The organism is Spirosoma terrae (genome assembly GCF_010435915.1).
Taxonomy (GTDB): Bacteria; Bacteroidota; Bacteroidia; order Cytophagales; family Spirosomataceae; genus Spirosoma; species Spirosoma terrae.
Genome location: NZ_JAAFZH010000017.1, coordinates 85305 through 110486, shown reverse-complemented (window position 1 = coordinate 110486; position 25182 = coordinate 85305). Strand labels below are relative to the sequence as shown.

Here is a 25182-nt window from a genome sequence, read left to right as displayed (position 1 = left end):
CCTAACGTTTGATCGTCTTATTTCTTAAATGCGAGCGAAGTCCAGTCCCGTAACGACATTGTTTTAGCTGGGAAAAGCCCGGAATCAATGGCTTTTTGCTGAATATCAGTAGCATCGTGATCATAAAAACCACTCACCAGCAAATGGCCTCCTTCGTTTAGTAAATGTGTATAGATGGGAATTTCTGCCAGTAATACGTTGCGATTTATATTGGCCAGAATAATATCGTATTGAATCGGGTTCAGTTCATGCCGAGAACTAATATCATTAATCGTGCCCTGAAATACCGAAATCTGAGGACAATCATTCAGGGCTGCATTTTCAATAGCATTTTCGACAGCCCATTCTTCAATATCAAACGCTTCTACTGTTTTTGCGCCCATTTTCGCGGCCAGAATCGCCAAAATGCCGGTTCCGCTACCCACGTCGAGCACAGTTTTACCGTCAAAATCAAGGGCTAATTGCTGTTCCAGCATCATGGCCGTTGTTTCGTGATGGCCCGTACCAAACGACATCTTCGGATTAATGATGATATCGTAACGAAACCGGGCGTCCGGTTGATGAAAGGACGCCCGGACCCGGACACTGTTTGCCACTTCTATCGACTCGTAATCGCGCTCCCACTCGGCGTTCCAGTTTCGTTTTTCTAACGAATTCACCTGGTAGGCTATTGCAGTTTGGGCGTCGTATTTAGCAACAAGTTCGTGTAAAAGCGTTTCGTCGAAGTCCGATTCAATAATGTAAGCGTTCAATCCCTCATCGGTTTCGATAAATGATTCAAAGCCAAGTTCGGCCAGTTCAGCCGTGAGTATGTCTGTGTAATCGGGCGAAATGTGTAGCTGTAGTTCAATATAATTCATACCTCTAAAGTAATGAAAAAGGGGACGCCGTCGTGTAGATCAGATTATGCCAGGCCAGATGCCAGTATTCGGAAATGGATAGATTGCAAAAATAATAGTATCTTAAGTGATTGAAATGAAGTTCTTTGCCTCACCTTTTCATAACCTCTTATGACGCCGGAAACCGCCTTCTCCTACGCTAACCTTCTTGTGTTGCCTCAGTGGATTTTTATGATTGTGGCACCTCGCTGGCGAGTTACTCAAATGCTGGCCGCTATGCTGCCAATTCCCATGATCCTGGGCGGAATGTACATCTACTATCTGTTCGTGGCTCCAGTGCTTCTGGGTGGGCCTGCTGTTGATTTAGCTTCGTTCGGGTCGTTGGCGGGTGTACAGGAATTATTTAAAGGTCCCAAAGAAATTGTGCTTGGTGCGTGGATTCATTATCTGGCGTTCGACCTGGTGGCAGGAAGCTATGTGCTACGTGACGGCCAGACGCGCGGCATAGCCCATGCCTGGCTGATTCCCTGTCTGTTTTTGTGTTTTATGCTTGGGCCTATCGGGCTATTGTTATATGGACTGATACGTTTATTTCTGTCTAACCAATCTGAAACAAAATTTTAATAAGATATTAAACATTTTTGGTTGTTTATAGTTGCGCGAAATCCTATCTTCACGGTAGGATTTATAGTTAGATGCAAGTGCCTGACTGCTACCGTAACTAGTACTGATGACGATTTGCCGAACTCTGTTTTTTCTGGGACTATTGATTGGGCTGGGCCGTTCAATCACAACTGCGCAAAAAATTACTCCCGAACAGGCCCGTACGGATTTTTCTTATTTAAAGCGTAAACTCGATTTGTTGCATCCTGGTATGGGCTACTATACCCCCAAACCTCAGATGGAGCAGCTCTACGATTCGCTTTATAATGGGCTAACGGCATCGATGGACTATCTGACGTTTTTTCGTCATATTAGCCCCCTGGTTACATCCCTCAAGGACGGCCATACCAATCTAAATCATAAGAAGAGCTTTATCGGCAAAAACACTCGATTCATTCCGTTCTATATTCGTCCGGTTGAAGGGCAGTATTACATCAGTCATAACGTATCAGCTGATACGAGTCTGCACCGTGGCACAGAGCTTCTAACAATCAATGGACGTACTGTTTCTGCTCTCCATACCGAATTGATGGAGGCCGATCGGTCGGGTTCTGATGGCGATAACCTGACGGGCCGTCGCCAATGGAGTCTGGTGCAGTTCGCTGATTATTACGCAGCCTGGTACGGCTGGGCCGATTCGATCACCATTACGTACCGTCAGCCTGCCGACACACTTATCCGCCGGGCGAGAGTAGGCTGTCTGACGCTCAATAATTTCCGGGCCAACATGCAGCGCCGATACCGTAACGAAATCGATTACCGCCCGAATCTGTCAGTACGCGTTATTGATACACTCACACACACGGCCATTCTGCGCGTATCCACGTTCATGAGTCATAAAAAGAAAGATCCATTTCAGTGGGCATTCAATCGACGACTCAAGCGGGCTTTTCGGGAAATACGTAACGAAAATGTACAGAATTTGATTGTCGATATGCAGGGTAACGGGGGCGGTGTCGTGCTGAACTCGGCGCATTTGCTTCAGTACTGGATGCCTAAGCCGTTTACCATTATGGAGCAGGAAGAAATGAAGAAGGCTGCCCGGAACGAACTCATTTCTCGCTGGAATCCGTTTTCAGCACTCAATTTTAGCCTGCAATATAAATCGAATGGAAAAGGCGGTTTTGCCAACCGGTCATCCCGCCGTCGCTTTCATCCTCGCAATCGGACCGCATTCAAGGGAAATCTTTATTTTATGATGAACGGCGCTTCGTTTTCGGCAGCTACGTCGGTACTGGCCAAAACGCTGGACGCTGGTTTAGGAACATTTGTCGGGGAAGCCTGCGGAAGTGCTTACTGGGGCGACTTTGCCGGTCATTTTAAAACTATTACGTTGCCTAACTCGCGTATTCAGGTACGTATCCCACTTAAAAAGTTAACGCATGCGGTAGTTGCTGATCGGGCAAACGGATTCACCGTCGAACCAGATTTTACCGTTACGCGTTCTTACGATGATCTGATGACGAATCGGGATTATGTGCTGGAGTATACGCTTCGGCTTATTCGCGAGGGAATCGTGGCACGACCTGGTATCAATTGGCCTGCAACTAAAACCAGACCATTGCAGGCGTCGCGCTAAAGCCGTACTTTTATCGGTGTACAGTTCGTAATTGGCTGACGTGTAGCTATCGCGATCAGCAGAGTACCGTAAATCGCTCGTTTGTGTATTGTATTGTCGACGTTGAAACTACCGGCGGTGTAAATGGCTCCGCTCGCCTTACTGAAATCGCAATCTTTCGCCATGATGGGCGGCAAGTCGTTGACTCCTTTCATTCGCTGGTGAATCCAGAATGTCCTATTCCGCCTTTTATTCGTCATTTAACGGGCATTTCTGACGAAATGGTGCAGGACGCACCCTTGTTTGCTGAAGTCGCTGAGCGCGTTATCGATATTACGCAGGATGCCATTTTTGTAGCGCACAACGTTAGTTTCGACTTTAATTTTATCAAAAAAGAACTGGGCTGGCTTGGGCATGACTACCTGCGCCGAACGGTTTGCACGGTTCGGACGAGCCGAAAGGTTTTTCCTGGGTTTCCTTCGTATAGTTTGGGAAAGCTCTGTAAGTCATTGAATATTCCGCTCAATAATCGTCACCGCGCCCAGGGCGATGCGGCTGCTACCGTCCAGCTCTTCGAAATGCTACTTCAACACGATTCGCATGGCTTAATTCCGCGAGTTGGGGAAGAAGTTGCGTTACGTGCCTAAGACAAGCGCTACGTCGCCATCATTGGAACCTAACAATGGCGACGTAGTGAACTCGATCAGATTAAGGCTTACTAATTTTTACAACCTCCCTTTGGGTTGACGTAGTAGCCTGCAGAAAATACATTCCCGATGATTTTCCTAAGGGCATAGTCAATCGTTCGATTGCGCCCGCTTCCTGAATGTTTCGTTCGCTAACAGGTCTGCCTTGCTGATCCAGCATTTGCAGACGTAGTGATTCGCCTGTTGCTCCCTGAATATCAATCTCTACTGTTTCATTAACAGCGGGATTGCCAAGAACGACAATACGTAGCAAAGAACTGCTTTCGATTCCCTGACGTGCCGCTCCACTACAGGCAGTTAGCCAATTGTAGCTGAAGCTAGCTTCGCCGGGTGTACCCGATTGCACTGCTTTTAGCGTAATAGTAGGATTGTCTGTGTAGAGTGTTAGCGTATAAGGGCCAGGATTCGTTGTTGGCAGCATCTCATTAGTGACGGAGAACGAAATGGGCTGACCCGTGATGCCAGAATATTGCGGGGTTAAGCTCACCGATCGTTTTCCGGGCGAAATGGTAGCACAATTGACCAATGTTGCACCAGTAATAGCAAACGTACCAGGATTAGGAGTCGAGCCAGGATTGACGGTGATTGTAAAGGTTGTGCTGGCCGATAAATTGCCTGGATCTTTGGCCGTGACAGTAACCGTCGACACGCCCGATGCACTTGGCACACCTGTGATGGTTGAGGGAGCGGAGAAAGCCAGTCCAGCCGGGAGCCCACTGACTGAATAGGTTAGATTGTTTGGCGTTTCTGCATCCGTGAACGTACCAGCCGGAATGGAAAAGCTAACGTTTTGCCCAACAGTAGCTGATTGATTGGCTATGGAAGCGGCCACCGTTGGCGGAGTGTTTGGGGTTGACCCGCCTGTACAGGCGGCTAGCCAGTTGTAGGTGAAACTAGCCGTTCCCGACGTACCCCTTTGCGTTGCCTTGAGGGTAATGGTCGGGTTATCTGTATACAGCGTCAGTGTATAAGGCCCTGGATTCGTCGTCGCCGGAAATTCATTGGCTATAGAGAATGAGACAGGTTGCCCGGTTAATCCGGCATATTGCGGGTTCAGGCTTACCGATCGCTGGCCAGCGGATACTGTAGCGCAGTTAACTATTGTTACGCCCGTAATGGCAAACGTTCCCGGATCGGGATTGGGCGAATTATAAATGATTTTGTAAAGCGCTCCTGTTGCAATGCTTAGATAATAGAGATTACCATCGGGCCCGGTCAGGATGCTAAGGGCGTTAGCGGGCAGTCCAGTAGCAAACGAGGCTCTGGTTGCAGGGGTCGTCGATAGATCCAGAACGTTGATCCAGTTACTACAAAAGTCCTGATAAAAATATTTTCCAATGAAACTGGCGGGGTAATTTGTGTTGGCTGGATTGAAAAAGGTTCCTCCCGTTATAGCGCAGCCAATGCCATCGCCACTACCATGTCCATAGGCGTAAACCGGATTGGTAAATGCTGAGTTAGAGCTGTTCCCTTCGGCAGAAGGCCAGCCAAAATTTAAGCCCCCCGTTGTGGCGTCATTGATTTCTTCCCAGGTGCCAGCACCAACATCATTCACAAAAAGCCGACCTGTTCCCGGTTGAACCGTAATTGTATACGGATTACGTAGCCCATAAGCCCATATACTTCTCTTGGCAACTGATCCTGTCTGGAAAGGATTGTCGGCAGGTATGCTTCCATCTGAGTTGATACGTAGTATTTTTCCTAAATAGTTGTCGAGGATCTGAGAATTAGCCGCATTAGCGTTTTCGCCAACTCCAATATATAACTTGCCATCTTTACCGAAGGCCATAGATCCTCCATTATGATTCGTTGCCGAGCTTAGGTTATCAAGTTCTAAAAGGATAGTCTCACTATTGGCCAGTGCTACGTCGCCATTTGCTGTGAGTCGACTAACGCGGTTATGAGCGGGTGTGCCCGGAACCGTATAATACACGTATACGTAGTGGTTGTTGTTAAAATTAGGGTCGAAAACGAAGCCAATTAGCCCACGCTCACCCGATGGGTCTACCGATAGCTGCACGAAAGGTGTAGGAAGCAGATTGCCATTTTTTATGACACGTAGCGCACCAGCCTGTTCGGCTACGAAAATCCGACCATCTGGCGCAAAAGCAGCAACGGTAGGGCTGGAAAGTCCATTGACTACCTGAACCTGGCTGAAACTAGCCGGAAACGTTTGTGCGTAACCAAGTTCACCAATAAGGCTGACCAGGAATAGACAGAACAGAGCCCAGTGTGGAATAGGCTGAGACGTAGCACATCTGTGCTTCTCCGATCTGATCAGAAGAAATCCGTAAAAAGTAGTCATAAAACGTCGATATAAAAGAGAGATAAATACTTAATTGTTAGATCGTTAAACTGTAATTTACCGAGATTGTTTATTCTTATACTATGATGAAGTTTGTGTGTAATAAACGAAAGAATAGTTATACGTAGCGAAATAGATTAACCGACTGAAGAAATAAGCTACCGTCGACAGTAAAGTGCTGATTGCAGCAACGAAACAAAAAAAATTACGTCTTTCTGTAACCTTGCGAAATTCCCGCAGTTTCCAGTCCAAAATACAGTAAATCAACTCCCGTATCTGATTGAACGCGCTAGCCGATAATTCACTCATGCTTCAAGTAAAAGCAGGCAATCTGGATAAGATGGGCTTACTTTTCGAGCGCTATCATCGCCCCTTGTTCGGGTTCCTGTTTCATATGACGGGCCAGACGGAAACAAGTGAAGATATGGTCCAGACGGTGTTTTATCGGATGCTGAAATATCGGCATACATTCACGGGCGATGGTGAGTTCAGAACCTGGATGTATCATCTGGCCCGGAACGTACTGGCTGATGTAGCGAAACAAAACAAGCGCTCAGCTAACCATGCCGACGTAACGGAGTTGGCTGAACGTATCGGTGGAGGGTTGATGGCCGATGAAGAGTTACAGCGGGAACAGGAAAAGGATTTGCTTCGCAAAGCTATGTCGAGATTAAGCGATGATCATCGCGAAGTGTTGATTCTAAGCCGGTTCCAGGAGTTGAAGTACGACGAAATTGCCCAGGTTCTGAACACAACCGAAGGCGCTATAAAAGTTCGGGTTCATCGGGCTATGAACGAATTGAAACGAATCTATACAACCATTGAATCGAGTCGAAAAGCGCATGAACTGTGAAAATGCCAACGAGCAATTTACCGAATGGCTCAGTAACCGCCTTCCCGATGCCGAACGGCTGGAAATGGATGCGCACATGGCCGGGTGCCCTGATTGCCAGCAGGAAGCTGACGATATGGAAAATCTTTGGTTGCGTATGGATACACTGGCAGCACCTGAGCCCAGTAAGATGATGCGCGTCCGTTTCGACGCCATGCTTGATACGTATCAAGAGTCGATTAAAGCGGAAGAAAAGAAAACGGTAGCTGATTTTATCGCGAAAATCAAATCATTCCTGATTCGCCAGCCTGCATTACGTCTGGCTTATAGCCTGGCGCTACTGGTTGCTGGAGTAGGAGTGGGCTACTGGCTACATAACCAGAGTAAGCCCGTGGTGGCCTATCAACAGCAGATTGATACGTTGTCGGCTCAGGTGCAGGAAATGCGGCAGATGATGTTGCTTTCTTTGATTGATAATCCGTCGGCATCCGAACGGCTTCGGGCGGTTAGTTATACCGAAGAGATAGGCAAGGCTAACAATCGCGTGGTCGAAGCATTACTGACAACACTTAACAATGATCCCAACGTAAATGTGCGCCTGGTCACGCTGGAAGCGCTCGCTAAGCTGGCTGATGACCCCAACGTACGCGAGGGATTGGTGCAGGCTCTTGTGTATCAGGATTCGCCCCTGGTGCAGGTTGCGCTGGCCGATCTGATGGTGAAGTTGCAGGAAAAACGATCCATAAAGCCGCTGCGTCAACTGCTTCGGCAGGAAAATCTCAACGATTTAGTAAAGAGTAAAATTCAGGAGAGCCTTAAAGCGCTGTCGTAGAACGAATCAGTAACCCGAAATCAAAACACATTATGAACCGATTAATTATCCCCTGTTTAGTGGGGTTGGTGCTCGCTTGTGCCCAATCGCCAGTCCGGGCTCAGGACTTTAAAGAACATATTGCCAAAGAATTTACAGCAACGAATGGTACACTGGCGATCTATAATATCAACGGCTCTATCAAAGTGGAAGGATATTCGGGCGACAAAGTTGTGCTCAGTGTGGATAAAACCATAACCGCAAAAGATAAAGATGCGCTGGAAACGGGTAAGAAAGAATTCAAGGTTGAGTTTGAGCAGAAAGGGGATAGTATTATCGCTTACATAGCGGAGCCTTTCGACTCGCGGCCGAATCGAAACCAGAAAGAGCGTAATCAAAAAATCCAGTATGACTTCACGCTCGATTTTACCGTCAAAATTCCCTACCAGATGAATCTACAGGCTTCGACCGTAAATCGGGGGAACGTGGAGGTAAAGGATGTAAGCGGTAAATTGAAAACCAATAACGTGAACGGAGCTATAACGATCGTTAACGCAAAGGGCGAAACCAACGCGCATACCATCAATGGCGACGTAGTGATTAATTATTTGACCATTCCTCCCGATAAGTCAGCGTATTATATCCTCAATGGTAATATTCGTATAAGCTACCCCGCCAACTTATCAGCTGATCTGCAGTTTAAGAGCTTCCATGGCGAATTCTACACCGACTTTCCCGATGCGGAAATCCTGCCTGTTCAGGTGACGAAAAACCAGGAGCGCCGGGGAGAAGCCACTGTCTATAAGCTGGATAAAAACACGGCCATACGTATTGGTAAAGGCGGGCGAACATTCCGGTTCGAGACATTCAACGGTAACATTTATATTAAAAAACAATCCTGAAAACAATGAACACGATTCAGTTGATACGTAATACGTTATTGCTTTTGTTGCTTGGCTGGGCAGGTCCACTCGTGGCTCAGAATGACACAAAAGAGCAAATAGTTGTCCCTTTAAGCGATCCCTCTAAACCCGGTTTTGTAACGGTTGCGTTAGTCGGTGGATCAATTAAAGTGGTGGGGTCGAGCGGTAAAGACATTGTAATCGACGCTGTTTCATCGAACCGACGTACTGATCGGGACGATAAAGTTGATCCTAATGCGAGTGGAATGAAACGCATATCGGCTGGCAATGGTATGGAAGTCCGGGCGGAAGAGAAAGATAATAAGGTCAATATCAGCACTGATTCCTGGAAGCGCCCTATCGATCTGACCATCAGGGTTCCACAGCGCTGCTCATTGAAACTGAAGACGGTCAATCATGGTGATGTTACGGTCGAAAACGTTACGGGTACGTTAGAAATATCGAACGTAAATGGCGCGATTCAACTGTCGAATATTTCGGGATCGGCCGTTGCCAATACGGTGAATGGCAATCTGGTTGCTACGTTCAAGGCAATTGACGCTGACGTACCAATGGCGTTTTCTACCCTCAATGGAAATGTCGACGTAACGTTTCCGGGTAACACCAAAGCCGCCGTTAAAATCAAAACCGACCAGGGTGATATTTACAGCGACTTTGATATTGCTGTTGATAAAAGCGAGCCAAAGTCGACCCGGACCGAAAAAAATGGTATGTATAAGGTCAGCGTTGAGGATTGGGTGAAGGGAAAAATCAACGGGGGCGGGCCTGAGGTAATGATGAAAAACATGCACGGAAATATTTATATCCGTAAAGCTAAATAACGTGAATTGTGGACAGAAGCTGAGTTAATAGGCTTATTAACAATTTAGTATAAATACAATTTCTGTCATCCCGACGGCAGGAGGGATCTTCGGTAGAAAAAAGAAGTCTTAGCTACGAAGATCCCTCCTGCCGTCGGGATGACAGAAATTGGTTATTCATAATTCACGCTTACTAATGACGTAGCACGGAATCAGCGTGCTACGTTATTGGTTACTTTTTGCCGGAGGCTTTTTCCAGATTGATCATTGCGTTGGCATACCGGTGGCCCAGCTCGCGGGCCGATGGCGCATCGAAGTGTGTTTTGTCTCCTTTGTCGGTTAAGCCAGCTGCATCAACACAGGTTAGGTTCTGAATATGATTGGGCAGATTCTGTAGGATTGCGTTTATTGTCGAGCCACCGGGGGTACGGGAAACGTAGAAGTCGCCTAACGTACCAACCACAATAGGTAGTTGGGGATTGTGGAACTCTGTTCGGAATCGCTGAATTAATTGCTCCAGATTTTTCTCGTATACCGAGGCTAGTTCTGGTTTGCTATCGCTTTCGCCCTGATGCCAGATTATACCACGTAACGTTCCGGTTTTCTGCGCTAGTTTCGCCCGTATAATGGCATCATCATACGGATGACTTTTGGTTTGATCGTGATAGCCTCCCGGCTGCCAGGAACTAATAGCCGACCCTCCGGCTGCGGTCGGAATAAGGCCAATAAACACCGACGTATCGGCTTCTGCCAGTTGTTTGCCAAACACCAAACCCGGCCCTACGCCCACTACGTCGGGCTTATCGAAATGAAGTGGATCAGTAGCGGGAATCCATTGGCCTTCCTTGTTCAGTACCCAAACCCGAGGGTGTGGTGTCTTATCAACTGTTTCTACCGTTCCGCGACCTGCCATATTCGACTGGCCTGCCAGCAGATACAAATGAAATTTAGCTGGTGGCAGATTGGCCGGCAATGACGATTGTGCTAATAGTTTCGCCTGAATTGAACCCTGTACTACCAAGGCTAGTATCAACAAGACTTTACGCATGAGTCGAACAGTAAAATTTCATTGATAATACGTAGCGTCGCTACTTATACTGCTATTGTCCGCGAATTACTGGAATTAGCTTTTGCAGTTCCTTAAATCGGTCATCATCGGGCTTGGGTTCCGCAATCGGTAGTTTTTTCAACTCGTCAATAATAACGCGGCCTACCAGTAACCGCATGTTTTTCTTATCATCGGCTGGTATGACGTACCAGGGGGCGTTTTTCGTAGCTGTTTCGTTGACACATGTTTCATAGGCATCCTGATATTCATCCCAGAATTCACGTTCTTTAACATCCCCTTCTTCAAATTTCCAGTTTTTGTCGGGGTCTTCGATACGGGCAATGAGCCGGTCGGCCTGTTCCTTTTTTGATACGTGCAGATAGAATTTAATTGTCAGAAAACCATTCTGGTAGAGATATTTCTCCATATCCCGGATAATATCAAATCGCTGCTTGAATAGTTTGTCGAGATCTTCCGTTGCTTTTTCGGGTAACCGCTGGCTATCCGTTAGAATTTCCGGATGAACTTTAGTGACCAACACTTCTTCGTAATACGATCGGTTAAAAATGCCGATCGTTCCGCGTTCGGGCAATTCGCGCCAGCTACGCCATAGGAAATCGTGATCCAGTTCCTGTTCGGTCGGTCGTTTGAACGAATACACACGTACGCCTGCCGGGTTTGTTCCCGTAAACACATGCTGGATGGTGCCGTCTTTACCGGCCGCATCCAACGCCTGGAAAACCACTACCAGCCCATAGCGATTATGGGAATACATACGTTCCTGCCACTTATCAATTTCAGCAGCCTGCTGACGTAGTAAAGCTTCATAATGAGTGTCATCTTCATAGAGATCGTCCACTTTAGTCGGAGCTTTTTTGATTTTTAACGACTTGTCGCCGTCGTAGCGGAAGCGATTGGTTTCGAATTCTTTCACGGGAATACTGTGTAAACTTTACGTGGGTCTGTTACGTTAACAATACAGCTAATAACCAGAATCTGATGTAATGGTTAGTAGATCTTTCCTCAATAGGCGTTATGTTGTTCAAATTACTACGTCAATTTGGCGTCGGAATCGTGAATGAGTAGCTGAACGTCGTTGATAATAAACCTTATATGAACGCGAATCAATCAGTAAATTTCGAAAAAGCTACATTTGGGACCGGTTGTTTCTGGTGTACCGAAGCCATGTATAATTCACTGGATGGTGTTATTTCTGCTATCTCTGGCTATGAGGGAGGGCAGAATCCTAATCCAACCTATAAAGAAGTATGTACCGGAACGACCGGTCATGCGGAGTGCGTCGAAGTGACGTATGATCCGGCAAAGATTACGTATCAGGAGTTGCTTCAGGCTTTCTTTCGGAGTCATGATCCAACTACATTAAACCGGCAGGGGGCTGATGTAGGGACCCAGTATCGTTCGGTTATTTTTTATCATAACGACGAACAGAAGCAACTAGCCGAAACCGCGAAAGCAGAGCTAAATAAAGCAGGGGCGTATGATCGACCAATCGTAACGGAAATTAGCCCAGCCAGCACGTTTTACGAAGCCGAAGCGTATCATCAGAACTATTTTGCCAAGAACCCAGATCAAGGCTATTGTGCATTCGTTATTGCGCCAAAACTGGACAAGTTTAGAAAGGTTTTTAAGGAGAAATTGAAACCGCAGACTACCGAAGCCTAGCACCTGTAGTGAATCCCTCTCTAAGCCCCGTAATGGGGCTTTTTTGTTGGCTCTAATGGATTGTCAGTTAGCTAATTGATGGCTGTCCCCATTTCTAAGTATGTTGTTGAACCATCTGTATAAAATCGTGCAGATCATGCTGTCATGATTGCTTTCTTGTCATCATCACGTTCCCTAGAACCACAGCGCCCACTCTCCGGCTGAAAGTAGGCGCTGTAATTAGTTTGGGCATCGTTACGTTTACTTGACGACAACTTTCAGTTGCTGGTGTTGATTAGCCGTCTGAACATGGAGTAGCAACAGGCCCCGGCTGGTACCCACCGGCAAACTCAATCGCTCCAAGGTGCTAGCCTGTTCAATAAACTTCTGAGACACCGACTTGCCCTGCTGATCTACCAATTCAGCCGATACTGATTGCCGGTCAGCGCCCCGAATCTCGATCTCCACAAACTCGCCTTCCACCGGGTTGCCCAATACGGTTACCTCGAGCCGAGTCTCGGCCTCTGGTATGCCAACCCGCGCGGGAGCTGAACAAGCCACCAGCCAGTTGTAGCGGTAGCTAACCTCACCACCACTGCCCGCCTGCTGAGCCTTCAAGGTAATGGCCGGATTATCCGTGTACAGATTCAGCGTGTAGGGACCTGACGCGGTGGTGGCCGCCAGCTCATTCTCCACCCGGAAACTGATGGCCTGGCCGGTAACACCTGCATACTGGGGCTGGAAGGTTACTGATCGCAAGCCTCCACTCACCGCTACACAACTCAGTGTCTGCACACCCGTGATGGCAAAACCAGTCGGGGGTGTCGTAGTCGTGGATTGAGCTGGGCTCACCGTCAGCTCGAAACTGGTCGTGTTGCTCAGACCACCGCCATCGGTCGCCGTCAGGATCACCGTCGATATGCCGCTCACCGACGGCGTACCACTGATGGCTGTTCCCTGCAAGACAAGACCCGCTGGCAGACCTTGCGCCGATAGGGTGAGCTGGTTGGGGGTCTCCTGATCGGCAAACGTGTTGACCAGGTTCAGATTAAACGATTTGCCCACCGTGGCCGTCTGGGAAGCCACCGGACTGTTCAGCCTTGGAGGGGTGTTGTCCTGACCCGCCGTCGAACAGGCCGCCAGCCAGTTGTAGCTGAAACTGGCGACTTCTGCACTGCCGGTCTGACGAGCCCGCAGGGTGATGACGGGATTATCCCGGTAGAGGGTCAGCGAATACGGTGCTGGGTCGGTGGTGGGTGCCCGCTCATTGACGACTTCGAAGGCAATCGGCTGGCCGTTCAGTCCGCTATAGAGCGGAGCAAAGCTGATGTTGATCCGATTGGCGATGGGCGTACAGCTGATGGTGGTCACCCCGGTGATGGCAAAGGGAGCGGTAGGCTCAACGGGACCGGTGGCGGGTAGCACGGCGACCACCAGCGGGGTGCTGACCGAGAGTCCACCCGGATCGGTGGCGGTGATGCTGACGGTGAAGGGGGAGCCCACCGTGGTCGAAGGCGTACCACTCACCGTAGCCCCCGAGAAACTCAGTCCCGTCGGTAAACCTGTGGCTGACAGGCGTAGGCTCAGTGGGGTCTCTGCATCGGTGAAGGTGGCTTCGGGAATGACATAGGTGAAGTAGTCGCCCACCTTAGCCGTCTGGTTCGGTAAGCCACTCACCACCCGGGGTGGGGTGTTGGGATTCTCCGAGGTGCGACAGGCCTCCAGCCAGTTGTAGCCGAAGTTGGTAGTTGCCCCCTGCTGGCGGGCCTGTAGAGTAATGGTAGGGTTATCAGTGTAGAGCTGGACGGTATAGGGTCCCGGCTGGCTGGTAGGCAGTAGCTCATTAGCCACCGAGAAGCTGATGGGTTGCCCGCTCAGACCACTGTAGCGGGGGGTGAAGCTGACACTAAAGCGGTTGGGGGTGATGGGCGAACAGTTGATGGTGGTCACCCCGGTGATGGCAAAGGGAGCCGTTTCGACCGCTGTCACCGTCAGGCTGACCACACTGGTGGCCTGCTGGTTGGTCGGCAGGGCGCTGTCGGAGGCTTTGACAGTGAAGCTATAGACCCCCGCCGACAGCCCTGAAACGGTAGCCGTATTGCCCGTCGGATTGATACTGCCTGGCCCGCTAAAGCTATAGCTGTAGGGGCTGGTGCCGCCCACTACCGCTGCAGTCAGGGTAACCACCTGACCGGCCTGAATCGGGTTGGGGCTCACTGATGCCGTCAGCGAGAGCGATGTAACGGGGTTGGTGACGCTGAGGGTGAAGGCCGTCGAGGTGAGGCTATTGCAGGGACCGGTCACCACCACAAAATAACTCCCTGCGTCACTAAGCTGGACATTGGTGAGTGTGAGTTGGGCCGCGGTCTGACTAGCCAGGGGTTGGCTGAGGTTTTCCTTATACCACTGGTAACTGGTGGGTTGTCCCGAAACCACGACCTGGGTGGTGACTGAGCTACCGACGGTGACCGAGGAGGTGGAGGCTGGTTGCTGGCTGAAGCCGATGGTTTGATCGGCTCCCTGCTCGATGGTGCTACTGGCCGTAGCTTGGCAGCCATTGTCAGCCGTCAGCGTCACCGAGTAAATAGCGGCCGAGCTAGCGTTGATGGTCTGGGAGGTAGCGCCGGTGCTCCACTGATACGTACCGGTTCCGTTGGCCGTTAGCGTTACGCTAGGATTAGCGCAGGTCAAGGTAGCAGAGGTGGGCGAAATGCTCACCGTTGGTACGGTGTTATTCTGCTGAATCTGAACCGAGGTGGTGGCCGTACAGCCGCCCGGTGTTGTGAGCGTTACCGAATAGGTGCCTGCGGTGCTGACCTGAATTTGGGGGTCAGTCGAGCCACTACTCCAGCGGAAGCTGCCCGTGCCCAGCGCAGTTAACGTAGCAGTTGGGTTGGCGCAGGTGAGTGTCGCCGAGCTGGGACTGATGCTGAGCGAAGGCGCGGTTTGGTCCGCCGTTACTGAAATCGATGCGGTATTGCTACAGCCGTTACTGCCTGTCAGCGTCACCGAGTAGGTAGCGGTCGAGCTAGCGGTAATCGTCTGGGAGGTAGCGCCGGTGCTCCACTGATACGTACCTATGCCATTGGCGGTGAGTGTAACGCTTGGATTAGTGCAGGTCAACGTAGCGGAACTAGGACTGATACTGACCGTTGGCAGGTCAATATCCTGACTAATGGTAATGGATGTCGAGGTTGTACAACCGCTGGGGGCTGTCAGTGTCACCGAGTAGGTGCCTCCCGAGTTGACACTGATCTGGGTATCCGTAGAACCGGTTGACCAGCGAAGTGTACCGGTACCGATGGCGGTCAGGCTGGCGGTTGGGCTGATGCAGCTGAGCACTGTGCTGGAGGCTGTAAGGCTCAGGGGTGGGGTCGACTGATCGGCGGCCACCGAAATCGATGCGGTATTGCTACAGCCGTTACTGCCTGTTAGGGTGACCGAATAGGTGCCCGAGCTGCCCACACTGATGGTTTGAGACGTAGCGCCGGTGCTCCACAGATACGTACCGTTTCCATTGGCCGTCAACGTAACGGTTGGATTGGCACAAGTCAAGGTAGCGGAGTTGGGCGAAATGCTCACCGAAGGAATATCCGTATCCTGCTGTACCTGAATAGATGCGCTAGCGAAGCAGCCGTTATCAGCCGTCAGGGTCACCGAATAGGTTCCGGCAGTCATTACACTGATGGAGGACGTAATGGCACCCGTATTCCACCGGTATGTTCCTGCGCCAACCGCGCTCAGACTAACCGTAGGAGTCGCGCAGGTTAACGTAACGCCGGCCGGGGTACCGATGGATGGAGCAATACTCACCAGAGGGATATTCGTATCCTGACTGATTTGTACCGACGTTGTAGCGGAGCACCCAGACGAAGTCGCAACTACGGAGTAGGTGCCACTCGAACTCACGACCGCTGTGCCTGCTGTCGGATCTTGACTCACCACGCCGGGACCGCTAAACGCATACGTAGTGCCTCCACCTGCCGTCAGTGTCAGCGATGTCTGGGCACAGGTCAATGTGCCTCCGAGATTAGCCGACAAGGTCGGTACAGGAATCGGATTGACCGTTACGTTGATGGTCGATGACGCTCGTTGTCCGGCAGCAGAGACGATCAGTGTAAAGGTCTGAACAGCTGAGCCAGCGGCTGTCAGCGTTTGGCTGAAAGCGGTGCTGGTTGTAGTACCGGTTGTCGTGCTTACACCATTCGTTAACGTGTAATCATAACTACCTGTTACGTTGCCTATGGTAGCGGTAAAGGTGATGGTGTTGCCTGCACACACAGAGGCCGATGTAGCCGAAAAGTTAGCAATAGTCGGCGTAGCGTTATTGACATTCAGCGTATACGTAGCACTCTCTCCTGAACAACCCAGCGCGTCAAGGGCAATGACGGTGAGGGAGAAAATACCCGTCTGGGTTGGCGTACCACTCAGCACACCCGTCACATCCAGCGTCAGACCGGTGGGCAACGTACTACCATTAGCCAGGCTGAAGCTATAGGGAGCCGTACCACCCGCTGCGTTGAAGGTGCCACTGAATCCACTGCCTTGCACAGCCGTGGTGATCATTGGATTGGTGAGGGTGACCGTTGCCGTACTGCTGGTAACGGTCGTGGTAGTGGTGCTCACACAACCACTGGCACTGGCGACCGAAACCGAATACGTACCTGCGGTGCTTACCGTGCGCGTATTGCCTGAGCCTGCCAGCACCAGGCCGTCACTGCTGGCAAAGGTGTACGAATTACCCCCTGCCGCCGTTAGCGTCACCGTGCTCAGCGTGCAGCTCAAAGGACCGTTGTTGGTCAGACCCACCGTGGGAGCTGCGTTACCCGTGACGCTGACGGTGGCCGTGCTGCTGCAACTACTGCCACTACTGATCACCACCGTGAAGGTATGCACTCCTGAAGTAGTCAGCGTAGCCGACACGCCCTGAGTGGTGTTGCTACTGAGAACAGTACCCGCTGGCCCGCGCCAGTTATAGCTGTAGCCGCTTCCTCCATTAGCGCTTAGACTCACCACACCGCCGATACAGACCGCAGGCTGGCTGGCCGACGCCTGCGCCAAGAAGCCGTCACTACCAAAGCCTGTGCTGCAGAAGGTGCCAAAGTCTCCTCCTCCGGGCAGGCCGGGATTGATTGAGAAATCAATTGTACGTCCGCCCCCGCAGAGCGCCGTCAACGCGGCTGGAAAACACCCCACCAGTTGATTGTTACGTAAATAAAGTTCCTGCAAATTGGTCAGACTTCCCAGGCTAGTCGGGATGCCGCCCGTCAGTTGATTTTCACTCAGAACAAGTCGCTGCAAATTGGTCAGACTCCCCAGACTAGCCGGGATACCGCCCGTCAAGGCGTTAGCATCCAGCTCAAGCCTTACCAGAGCGGTCAGGTTACCTAGTCCCGCCGGAATGATCCCGCCTAACCCAGGGTTAGCGTTGATCTGAAGCACCTGTAGGCCCGTGAGCGCACTCAGACTTGCGGGCAGGTTGCCCACCAGGTTATTGTTATATAACACAATCTGGTTTACCCGCCCGTTTTGGCAGGTCAGCCCGTACCAGGGTTGCCCCCCATTGCCCGTACAGGGGTCACAACCACTCAGCCAGCCCGTTTTGTTTGTCCAGTTGGCTCCGTTGGTGGCGTTATACAGATCTACTAATGGCTGATAGTCGGGACTGTTAGTGACCGTCACATTTGTTGTCGCCTGAGCACGTTGTCCGTTGGCGCTCACCGTCAGCGTAAAGCTCTGACTTCCCGAACCAGCCGCCGTCAGACTCTGGCTGAAAGCCGTGCCGGACGCAACACTGACTATCGACGTACTATTACCGTTGGTGAGCGTATAGTTGTAGCTGCCTGTTATGTTGCCTACTGTCGCTGTGAAGGCGATGGGGCTACCCACACAAATCGCGGCCGGGTTAGCCGCCAACCCGACAATAGTCGGCGTAGCGGCATTGACAGTGAGTGTATACGGAGCACTGGTTCCTGAACAACCCAGCGCGTCAAAGGCAATGACGGTAAGAGAGAAAGCCCCCGATTGGGTAGGCGTACCACTCAACACACCCGTGGCATCCAGCGCTAGGCCTGCTGGCAACGTAGCACCATTAGCCAGACTGAAGCTGTACGGTTCCGCACCGCCCGAAACCCTAAAAGTACCTGTGAACAAGCTGCCCAGGGTAGCGGTAGTGGTGCCTGGATTGGTGACGGTCAGCCCAGGGTTTGGGGCAGCCTGGTACTCATAAGCGCCCATGTCGATGCTACCACCAAACACCCGTGTATTGCCCGCCAGATCGGTGCCAGGACCATTGGCTGAAGTATAGTCCGCGTTGCTGCCGGTATTGATGGCTGGCGCACAGCCGTTTAGCTGGGTAGACGTAGTAGAAGCAAACGGCGAGACTGTCGTGATCAGGTTATTCGTACCTGCATAATCTGTTTCTGAGGCCTCGAACAAACTATAACTAGCCGACACCATACCTGAAATTGTATTCGCTCCACCATTTCCGAAGAACACGCAGTTTACCAAAATCGGGCTACTGCTCTGGTTGTTCATGGCTCCACCATCATCCCCCGTGTTAGCCTGAAATGAGCAATTCGTCAGTACTGGATTGCTGCTGCTATTGTAGATGGCTCCCCCACCTATAAGACCGCCTGAGTTGGTTTGAAACGAGCAGTTTGTCAGTACCGGATTGCTACTCTCATTATTGATTCCTCCGCCGTAAAAACCACCCGAATTGTCCTGAAACAGGCAGTTAATCAAGGTCGGATTACTGGTATTGAAATTATTCATCCCGCCACCATACGAATCGCTCTGATTATTCCGGAACGAACATCCGGTCAGCGTTGGACTACTATTGTCGTTGCTCATTCCACCGCCGACAGACGCCGTATTGGTCTGAAATACGCAATTGTTTAGCGTAGGACTGCTGCTGGTGTTGTATAGGCCGCCCCCTTCGCTGGCGGTGTTACCCTGAAATACGCAGTTGGCTACACTCGGACTACTCCCCGAGTTGTACATCCCTCCGCCATAATCACCGCCATTGCCGCCCGTTACGACAAACCCATCCAGCACCGCCGTGGCGTTCAGTTCATTTCCATCATTACTAATTACGTGATAGCTATTATCGCCATTGTTGTTAGGTTCACCAATATCTCCGCTCAGCACCGTAGCAAACGTAGTGGGGTTACGTTCCGCCAGAACAGGGCTACCCGAATTCGCAAAGCCCCCGTAAATAGCCACCCCATTCTTCATCGAGAAGCTTACTGACTGGTCGGTGTTGGCATCGCCACCGGGCTTATACGTACCAGCCGCTACCCATACCTGTGTTACGCCCGCCAGATTGATCTGACTTTGCAGATCGGCCGACGCATCGGCCCAACTGTTACCGCTACCCGTACCCGTTCCGCCTTGCCTGACGTAGCGAATGGGGGAAAAGGCTTCCAGCACGCTTAGCGTATACGTAGCACTCTCGCCAAAACACCCATTGATATCGGTGGCCCGTACCGTGATCGGAAAGTTACCTAACGTAGTGGGCGTTCCACTGAGCACACCCGTATTAGCCAGTGTAAGCCCGGCCGGTAGAGTACTGTTGACCAGACTATAATTGTAAGCGCCAACACCCCCCAGCGCTGTGAAACTTTGACTGAAAGGCGTATTCAGGATCACGGTGGTCATAGCGGGTTTACTCACTGTCACCGTAGCCGTCGTGCTGATCACGGTGGTGGTGGTCGTGCTCACGCAGCCGCTGGCGTTGGTCACAATGACCGAATACAGCCCTGGGCTATTGATCACGAGGGTACTGGCTGGCCCCGGTGTACCGAGTGTAGTTCCGGCGCTGTTAACAAAAGTGTACGAGCTGCCTCCCGATGCTGTCAGGGTGACGCCAGGCTGAGCACAGGTCAGTGGACCGTTGTTGGTGAGACCAGCTATAGGCAAGCTATTCACAGTGAGCGTAGTGCTCGCTGTCGCCGACTGTCCATTGGCGTTTACCGTCAGGGTGAAGCTCTGCGCTCCCGAACCACTGGCGGTCAGCCCCTGACTGAAGGCAGTACTGGCCGTTGTGCCCGTGGTAGAGCTGGTGCCGTTAGTCAGCGTGTAGCTATAACTACCTGTTAGGTTGCCCACTGTGGCAATAAACGTAACGGGTCTACCCACACAGACCGTAGCCGGACTAACCGCAAAACCAGTCACGGTTGGGATAGGATAATTCACCACCAGCGTATACGTAGCACTCTCCCCAAAACAACCGTTGGCATTGGTAGCCCGCACCCTGATCGGAAAACTACCTGACGTAGTGGGCGTTCCGCTCAAGACACCCGTACTGGCCAGCGTCAATCCCGTTGGTAACGTACTATTGACCAGGCTGAAACTGGCTCCTCCGGTACCGCCCACGGCCGTGAAACTCTGACTGAATGGGGCGCCAACCGTAGCCGTGGTGACGGTGGGATTCGTTACCGACGGTGGCGTAGGCACCGCATTGATGGGAATGTTGGTTAGATTACTCTCGCAGATGGGGGAACTCGCCAAACGAGCCCGAACCGTGTACAACTGACCAGCGGCCAGTCCGCTGAACAGCCCGCTGGATTGCCAGGGGCCTCCGTTAAGGTTATACTCGACCCCACTCAACCCGGTCACGCTCGCGTTGATCGTACCCGTAACCGTAGCGCAGGTAGGCTGCGTTACTTCAAGACCAATGATAAGGTTGTCCACGATAGTGATAGCAGCTGTGGCCGTTACGTTCGTACAGGTCGACGATACGTAACTGACCGTATAACTGCCCGGCACACTCTGGTTTGGATTGATGGTACCGGCAGCATCAATACTCAATCCAGCCGGACTGCTGGTGAAGGTACCTTGCCCTCCGGTGCTTGTTACGCTGGCCGTATAAGTAGTCGACGCGTTTCGGCAATACGGCCCCGTCGGGTAGCTGATACGTACTGTATTCTGAAGCGAATTGATGGAGATAAGAGATACATTACTCACGCAGCCTGTCTCGCTTTGCGAACGCGCCAGAATATCGTATGACCCAGGTGCCAGACCACTGAATACGTTGCTGGTTTGCCAGGTAGAGCCATTGTTAATGGAATACTCAAGTGTACCATTGCCCGTAAACGTAACACTGATGGTTCCCGTGGGCGTAGCACAGCTAGGCTGAATGCGACTCAGGTTAACAAACTGAGGTGCGCCTACAATGGTCATTGCTGTGGTGGCCGTCACCACCGAACACACCGCCGTACTGGTGTAGGTGTAGGTAACGGTATAAGAACCGGGAGAACTCGCTCGCGTGTCCACTCGCCCCGTGGCGGCTTCAATGGAAAGCCCGGCCGGACTGCTGGTATAGGTTCCCGAACCCATCGGAAAATCAGCCGTTATCGTTCTGGTTGGGTCTATTAGTTGCGGATTACTTCTATTACAATATCTTGTTCCGGGATAGGCAATGGTGAGAATCGGCGGTTGAACCACTGTTACGTTCGTAACCGCCCGGGCACTCAGTCCGTTAACGCTGACAATTAGCGTAAAGCTCTGGCTACCCGAACCAACTTCCGTCAGATTCTGACGAAAGGCCGTGCTGGACGTAGTACTGGCTATCGACGTACTACTGCCGTTAGTGAGCGTATAGTTGTAGCTGCCCGTTACGTTGCCCACCGTGGCCGTAAAAGTGATCGGGCTGCCCACACAGACGGACGTATTCAACGTAGCGAATCCCGTAACAGTTGGGGTTGCAGACGAATTTGTTAGACTAAAATTGATGGTCGGCGATGCGCCTTTGGCCGTGGCTGCTACGTTATAAGTCCCCGCTGTGGTGTTGGCCGTGACGGAAGTAGAAGCCGTATTATTGCCAATACTGGTCGTGACTGATATTGGATTGATACCTGCTCCCGAAGCAGGCCCCGTATACGTAACAACGCCACCATTTACTGGCTCATTGTTATCACTGCTCACCGTTGTCCGTAACGGATTGGCAAAGGCCGTTCCAGCGGTGGCCGTTTGCGAGCTACCACTACTGAACGCCAGCGTGAAGCCTCGCGACTCAAACGAACCAATGTCGGTTGTGCTTACCCGGCTAATACCCCGCTGGTCGGTGCTGGGTACGCCACTGGCCGTACCGGCGTTGATGGCTGGACTGCCTGGCAGCAGCGCGTGCGTTTGGGTAGTTCCCCCGTAGTTGGCTAAGGGAGCCAGTAGCGGATTGCTTGCACCGATAATATTTCCATTGGAACCGTTCGTTAATCCGCCAGATCCGTTGGCGCCGATAAAATTATACGAAGACGCTGCCGCAGCCGTACCATCTAAATTAGCATCAGAGTCACCCGTATTACCGACTAGAATACAGTTCTTTAGGGTCGCATTTACGTCAGGAGCAGAAATTCCGCCCCCAATGCTTGCGCTATTATTCGTAATGGTGCAGTTTACCAGGGTTCCGCCACCTCGTATCCACAGACCTCCTCCGTACACGGTAGCCGTATTGGCGCTAAATGTGCAATTGGTAAATATAGGCGTTGGCGCGCCCACGTCATTGAAGAAGGCTCCCCCACCACTGGCCTGATTACCCATGAACGTACTGTTAGTGATGGCACAAGAGCCACCGGCCTGAGAAATAGCTCCCCCCGTGGTCTGGACTCCCGAACCCCTGTTATTGACAAACTGACAGTTTGTTACGACTAAATTTCCCCCACTCCGTATAGCTCCAGCAATCAAACCGGCCTGGTTATCAACAAATACACAATTGGCGACGGTCAACGATCCGCTGGAAAAGTAAATCGCCCCACCCTGATCAGACGCGCTCCCATTGGCTAGTGTAAAGCCATCAAAGCGGACCGTTCTGTCGGGAATAATGTTGAAAAGCCGGTAGCTACCGCCCGAATTTCTGCGGATGGTCAGATTGCTGGCACCCGGCCCGATGAAGGTTATGTTTTTATCAACATCGGGCAGCGCGCTGGCCAGATTGATCGTACCACTTACACCGACCGTAATGGTAAAAGGTCCACCGCATGTCGTTGCGGCCACATTGAGCATAGCCTGGCGCAAACTGCCGGCTCCGGCATCGTTGGTATTCGTAACCTGTAAGTCTGGCGGGCAGGGTTCGGGGTTCACGGTCAACGTGTACGCAGCACTCATCCTTGAACAGCCGTTGGCATCGGCGGCCCAGACGGCAATCGAAAAACTACCGGTCTGCGTGAGGAATCCGCTCAACCCACCCGTAGTGGACAGGCTCAGACTTGTCGGCAACGTACCACTGGCCAGACTAAAACTATACGGAGACGTACCCCCTGATGCATTAAACGCACTACTGAACGAACTCCCCTGGGTAGTGACTGTGGTAGCTGGATTGATTATAGTCAAACCAGCGCTGGGCGCGGCCTGATACTCATAAGCTCCCATGTCGATCGTGCCGCCAAACACGCGGGTGTTTCCGGCCAGATCATTGGCAGGTCCATTGGCGGTGGTATAAGCGGAATTGCTGCCCGCATTGATGGCTGGGGCACAGCCTTTGAGCTGGTTAGAGCTGGTGGAGACGAAAGGCGAGGTGGGTGTACGGCTGTTGTTACCTCCGTCGGTGAATCCTGTTTCAGCAGCCTCAATCAGGCTATAAAGGAGCGTTATCGCCACATTACTACGAACGGTAGCCAGCGTATTGGCGGCCCCATTGCCAAATAATACACAGTTAGTCAGTGTACAAGCTCTCTCCGTATAGATAGCTCCCCCGTTAGCGATCGCCGAGTTGCCCTGGAAGGAGCCGTTAGTTACGTTGACAACACTACTGGAATTGTTGTAGATGCCCCCCCCGCTAGTGAGCGCCGAGTTATTTAGGAAGGAGCAGTTGATCGGGCTGTACGTACTGTTAACATTATTTATCCCTCCGCCACTGGTAGCGGTATTGCTTTGGAAAGAACAGTTAGTCAGGCTGGGATTGCTGCGATCATTGTATACCCCGCCCCCAGCACTGGTAGCGCTATTGCTTTGGAAGGAGCAGTTGGTCAGGATAGCACTGCTGTTGGTTATGTTGTACATTCCTCCGCCAGTGCTGGAAGCGGTATTACTCTGGAAGGAGCAGTTGGTCAAACCAGGATTACTACTATAATTGTATAGTCCTGCGCCATCGTTAGCGGTATTACTCAGGAAGGAGCAGCTGATCAGACTGGGACTGTTGCTGGATTCGTTGTACATCCCCCCGCCACTACCAGAAGCGGAATTGGTCTGGAAGGAGCAGTTGGTCAGGCTTGGATTGCTGGTAACATTGTACATTCCCCCGCCATTTCCAGACGTAGTATTGCCCTGGAAGGAGCAGTTGGTCAGGCTTGGATTGCCGCTGAGATTGTACATTCCCCCGCCCCCATAATCAGAAGCTGAATTGCTAAGAAAACTACAGTTGCGTACTGTTGGGCTGGTCGATACATTAAGCATGCCACCACCTGTACCATCGTTACCGTTGTTCATATCATTGGCATTGCCCCCCCTGATGATAAAGCCATCCAGAATAGCCGTATTATCAATGCCCGTCTGGTCGTTGTTAACCACGTGAAAGCTATTGTCGGCGCTACCGGAGTTGCCAATTTCACCGGAGAGGATACTGTTGGAGGACTGGCCAGTGGTAGGGTTGATCGCCGGACGTTGATTGAGGGCCGTTTCGTTGCCTGCGAAGCCCCCGTAGATCGCTACCCCGTTCTTCATTGAAAAGCTGATGGTACGGTTAGTGTTAGCGTTGCCCCCCGGCTTGTAGGTACCGGCCGCCACCCACACCTGCTGCACTCCACTGGCGTTGATCATAGCCTGCAAATCGCCACTGGCGTTGGTCCAACTGCTGCCGTTGCCCGCTCCCCCTTGCTTAACGTAACGAATGGTCTGAGCCTGAGTCGTTAGGCTTAGCGTGCATAAGCCAATGAACAGCATCCATAACCGCAGGTTAGTGACATGTTGCTTATAACGTAGAAAAGTATTCATAAACGAGATTGGTAAAAAGTTCACGTAGTGACGCAGGTGTAGCGACAGGCTGTCGCTACACCTGATTGGTTGAACAGGAAGAATGTGGAGGTAGGGATGAAGCGGAA

13 protein-coding genes are annotated in these 25182 nt (G+C 51.4%); 8 read left to right on the top strand and 5 right to left on the bottom strand.

The window, feature by feature from the left end; translation table 11 throughout:
- Positions 1 to 17: 17 nt before the first annotated feature.
- Positions 18 to 860 (bottom strand): 50S ribosomal protein L11 methyltransferase, encoded by an 843-nt coding sequence (prmA, locus tag GK108_RS26380; protein WP_163954583.1) that lies wholly within the window; start codon positions 858 to 860, stop codon positions 18 to 20.
- Positions 861 to 1010: 150 nt separating this feature from the next.
- On the opposite strand from prmA, the gene GK108_RS26375 reads away from it, so the two are divergent.
- The 3 genes from GK108_RS26375 to GK108_RS26365 all read left to right on the top strand — a co-directional run bounded on the left by GK108_RS26375 (position 1011) and on the right by GK108_RS26365 (position 3707).
- Positions 1011 to 1463, top strand: a complete 453-nt coding sequence (locus tag GK108_RS26375; RefSeq protein WP_163954582.1) for an ABA4-like family protein — start codon at positions 1011 to 1013, stop codon at positions 1461 to 1463.
- Positions 1464 to 1569: 106 nt separating this feature from the next.
- Positions 1570 to 3081, top strand: a complete 1512-nt coding sequence (locus tag GK108_RS26370) for a S41 family peptidase (protein WP_163954581.1) — start codon at positions 1570 to 1572, stop codon at positions 3079 to 3081.
- 83 nt (positions 3082 to 3164) lie between these two features.
- The gene (locus tag GK108_RS26365; protein WP_163954580.1) at positions 3165 to 3707 is read left to right on the top strand and encodes a 3'-5' exonuclease; all 543 of its coding nucleotides are present in this window, start codon (positions 3165 to 3167) and stop codon (positions 3705 to 3707) included.
- Positions 3708 to 3768: 61 nt separating this feature from the next.
- Here GK108_RS26365 and GK108_RS26360 read toward each other — a convergent pair whose 3' ends face one another.
- The gene (locus GK108_RS26360; RefSeq protein WP_163954579.1) at positions 3769 to 6072 is read right to left on the bottom strand and encodes a PQQ-dependent sugar dehydrogenase; all 2304 of its coding nucleotides are present in this window, start codon (positions 6070 to 6072) and stop codon (positions 3769 to 3771) included.
- Between the two features lie 307 nt (positions 6073 to 6379).
- Between GK108_RS26360 and GK108_RS26355 the strand changes: the two genes are divergently transcribed.
- Genes GK108_RS26355 through GK108_RS26340 form a run of 4 tightly spaced genes read left to right on the top strand, consistent with a single transcriptional unit; the run spans position 6380 to position 9459 of the window.
- Positions 6380 to 6925: an RNA polymerase sigma factor gene (locus GK108_RS26355; RefSeq protein WP_163954578.1), complete on the top strand. Its 546-nt coding sequence runs from the start codon at positions 6380 to 6382 to the stop codon at positions 6923 to 6925.
- On the top strand, positions 6915 to 7736 hold the full coding sequence (locus GK108_RS26350) for a HEAT repeat domain-containing protein (protein WP_163954577.1): 822 nt from the start codon (positions 6915 to 6917) through the stop codon (positions 7734 to 7736). Before GK108_RS26355 ends, GK108_RS26350 begins: the two co-directional genes overlap by 11 nt.
- Before the next feature lie 32 nt (positions 7737 to 7768).
- Positions 7769 to 8617: a DUF4097 family beta strand repeat-containing protein gene (locus tag GK108_RS26345; RefSeq protein WP_163954576.1), complete on the top strand. Its 849-nt coding sequence runs from the start codon at positions 7769 to 7771 to the stop codon at positions 8615 to 8617.
- 5 nt (positions 8618 to 8622) lie between these two features.
- A complete protein-coding gene (locus GK108_RS26340; RefSeq protein WP_163954575.1) occupies positions 8623 to 9459 on the top strand; it encodes a DUF4097 family beta strand repeat-containing protein in 837 nt (278 codons plus the stop codon).
- 211 nt (positions 9460 to 9670) lie between these two features.
- On the opposite strand, the gene GK108_RS26335 is transcribed toward GK108_RS26340, so the two are convergent.
- On the bottom strand, positions 9671 to 10486 hold the full coding sequence (locus tag GK108_RS26335; RefSeq protein WP_163954574.1) for a sialate O-acetylesterase: 816 nt from the start codon (positions 10484 to 10486) through the stop codon (positions 9671 to 9673).
- 52 nt (positions 10487 to 10538) lie between these two features.
- Positions 10539 to 11420, bottom strand: a complete 882-nt coding sequence (locus tag GK108_RS26330) for a PPK2 family polyphosphate kinase (protein ID WP_163954573.1) — start codon at positions 11418 to 11420, stop codon at positions 10539 to 10541.
- A 179-nt stretch (positions 11421 to 11599) separates the two neighbouring features.
- Between GK108_RS26330 and msrA the strand changes: the two genes are divergently transcribed.
- Positions 11600 to 12169 (top strand): peptide-methionine (S)-S-oxide reductase MsrA, encoded by a 570-nt coding sequence (gene msrA, locus GK108_RS26325; RefSeq protein WP_163954572.1) that lies wholly within the window; start codon positions 11600 to 11602, stop codon positions 12167 to 12169.
- 240 nt (positions 12170 to 12409) lie between these two features.
- Here msrA and GK108_RS26320 read toward each other — a convergent pair whose 3' ends face one another.
- Entirely contained in the window at positions 12410 to 25075 is a 12666-nt protein-coding gene (locus GK108_RS26320) for a putative Ig domain-containing protein (protein WP_163954571.1), read from the bottom strand.
- Between the last annotated feature and the right edge of the window lie 107 nt (positions 25076 to 25182).

What these genes read in the sequence shown, in the direction of transcription:
- prmA (WP_163954583.1), bottom strand. Translation starts at nt 860, where the DNA reads ATGAATTATATTGAACTACAGCTACACATTTCGCCCGATTACACAGAC.
- GK108_RS26375 (WP_163954582.1), top strand. Translation starts at nt 1,011, where the DNA reads ATGACGCCGGAAACCGCCTTCTCCTACGCTAACCTTCTTGTGTTGCCT.
- GK108_RS26370 (WP_163954581.1), top strand. Translation starts at nt 1,570, where the DNA reads ATGACGATTTGCCGAACTCTGTTTTTTCTGGGACTATTGATTGGGCTG.
- GK108_RS26360 (WP_163954579.1), bottom strand. Translation starts at nt 6,072, where the DNA reads ATGACTACTTTTTACGGATTTCTTCTGATCAGATCGGAGAAGCACAGA.
- GK108_RS26355 (WP_163954578.1), top strand. Translation starts at nt 6,380, where the DNA reads ATGCTTCAAGTAAAAGCAGGCAATCTGGATAAGATGGGCTTACTTTTC.
- GK108_RS26350 (WP_163954577.1), top strand. Translation starts at nt 6,915, where the DNA reads ATGAACTGTGAAAATGCCAACGAGCAATTTACCGAATGGCTCAGTAAC.
- GK108_RS26345 (WP_163954576.1), top strand. Translation starts at nt 7,769, where the DNA reads ATGAACCGATTAATTATCCCCTGTTTAGTGGGGTTGGTGCTCGCTTGT.
- GK108_RS26340 (WP_163954575.1), top strand. Translation starts at nt 8,623, where the DNA reads ATGAACACGATTCAGTTGATACGTAATACGTTATTGCTTTTGTTGCTT.
- GK108_RS26335 (WP_163954574.1), bottom strand. Translation starts at nt 10,486, where the DNA reads ATGCGTAAAGTCTTGTTGATACTAGCCTTGGTAGTACAGGGTTCAATT.
- msrA (WP_163954572.1), top strand. Translation starts at nt 11,600, where the DNA reads ATGAACGCGAATCAATCAGTAAATTTCGAAAAAGCTACATTTGGGACC.
- GK108_RS26320 (WP_163954571.1), bottom strand. Translation starts at nt 25,075, where the DNA reads ATGAATACTTTTCTACGTTATAAGCAACATGTCACTAACCTGCGGTTA.